The organism is Vibrio sp. 1F169 (assembly GCF_041439605.1).
GTDB classification, from domain to species: Bacteria; Pseudomonadota; Gammaproteobacteria; order Enterobacterales; family Vibrionaceae; genus Vibrio; species Vibrio tasmaniensis_A.
Map to the genome: position 1 here is coordinate 1 of NZ_JBGOOI010000157.1, position 1,824 is coordinate 1,824.

Sequence of the window (1,824 nt, forward strand, 5' to 3'; positions counted from 1 at the left end):
GTATTGCCTTGATCAAGTGTCAAAAATCTTCGCTAAGAGCGTTTGAGGGGTTCTGAGGGCTGTTTCTGATAGCAAACCTTGCTATTTACCATAATAGGAATAATGAACACCGGATTTTAGGTGCCAGACGTCATATTTGGTGTGCTCAGCTTTTTTGGATTTTTTAAGGGATGGGAAAAAACATTCTGTAAATAGATTCTGAGTGGATCTAAGCGGCAAACAGCGCCCTTAGAACCTTGCAGGAAGACTTTACATCAGGAGAATGAAAATGAGCATACTTGAGCTATCTGAAATTGCATCTTGGATTATACCAATGACAGCATTCGTTAATGCTATAACTGGGCTGATTAAGATTTGTAAATCCTAGTATATGAAATCTACAAATGAGTAACCCTACGATCGTTGTATACGATTAAATGCTATAGGTTCGGCTTCCAATTGGGAGCCGTTCTTCGTTATGGAGTCGCGTAATTCCATATCAATAAATCAGAACACCTCATTATATACAAGTACTTATATAAATTAAGAGTGGTATTGTTGAACTTTCTCATTTATTATGCGGGGTGGTGCAGAAAAGCACTAAAAAAAACAGTCACCAATCGGTGAAAATAGCTAGGACTACTAGCAAAAAAAACAGGACTAAAAAATGAAAAAATTAATTAGGTATACAACCAACCAACTTCTATATGAGGATTATTACAATGCAAGAAAAGGAACTGATTTATAAAGGCGACACCGAGAAAAAACTAGAGAACTTCCCAGCGGAACAGCGTGAGAAGTTCGTGGCAGATTTGGTTCGTTTGCAGTATGGGTTGCAGCCCATGATGAAAACGAAGTCAATGCAAGGTTTAGGCAAAGGTGTGATTGAAATTTGCAAAAACGGTAAACCAGCCTACCGAGTGGTTTATGTTATCAAGGATGAGAAGGTGTATGTCCTTGAGGCTTTTGTTAAAACTTCAAATCAAACAGACAGTAAACACGAGAAAACGATTAAGCAGCGTTATCGTGATATATAAGTCTATTCAAAACAGCGGTTAAACCGCTGTTTTTTTTAGCTCCATTATAACTGGGCGCTCTCGGTTCATTGGGTTGAAGGTCATTTCTGAAAGGTAGCCTAGCTTACCCAAAATTTCAAAAGCTGAATCAATTGAAAACTTTGAAATTTTATTATTCATTAGATTACTAATTCTTGGCTGTGATACGCCAAGTTTTAATGATGCTTCTTTTTGTGTCCAACCGTTCTCCCTAATAATCTCACTTGCAATGATCATTAGCTTCACTTTTGTGGACAGCAAACTAAGTTCTACTGGATCTGAACTTAAAAGTTCTAAAGGACTTTTACTCATAAGCCAAACCTTGTTTTTTGTAAATAAATAGAATGCCTAAAAGTAGGCGCGGGAATTATACAAATGTTTGTATAAATCGCAAGGCCTAATATTGCACGCTAGCGTTACTTTTTCAATCCAAAATTTATGAAACATTAACGTTTGTGATTGTGATACCACCATCTCTGACAACTTGGTAATGATGGAATTGTAAATAAATTCAAACCCTAGCAGCCTTATTCGGTCCAAGATTCAGAAACAAAAAAGCCTCCCCAAAGGGAGGCTTTTTTGTTTGGAAAACTGATGACCGGTTAAAAGGATCATTGAGATCAATCGCTTTTGGGATTAATCTATTTCCCAGATGTGACAAAACCAGCCGTAGGAAGCTGGTTTTCGTCGGAATACTTAAACGATTGAAGCCCGTTAAGTCCTTTCATGATAGCCATATCACGCAAGCACTTCAAGTACTCCTGCACTCTGTTTGGATTCAAGATGTTTT

Annotated in this window: 2 protein-coding genes; one reads left to right on the plus strand and one right to left on the minus strand. The window is 37.5% G+C overall.

Annotation, left to right across the window (positions count from 1 at the left end):
* Positions 1-701: 701 nt before the first annotated feature.
* Positions 702-1,016: a type II toxin-antitoxin system RelE/ParE family toxin gene (locus ACED53_RS23305; RefSeq protein ID WP_371715325.1), complete on the plus strand. Its 315-nt coding sequence runs from the start codon at positions 702-704 to the stop codon at positions 1,014-1,016.
* 18 nt (positions 1,017-1,034) lie between these two features.
* On the opposite strand, the gene ACED53_RS23310 is transcribed toward ACED53_RS23305, so the two are convergent.
* Positions 1,035-1,346 carry a helix-turn-helix domain-containing protein gene (locus ACED53_RS23310; RefSeq protein WP_108188476.1) on the minus strand — a complete coding sequence of 104 codons (312 nt, stop codon included), beginning with the start codon at positions 1,344-1,346 and terminating at the stop codon, positions 1,035-1,037.
* Positions 1,347-1,824: the final 478 nt, after the last annotated feature.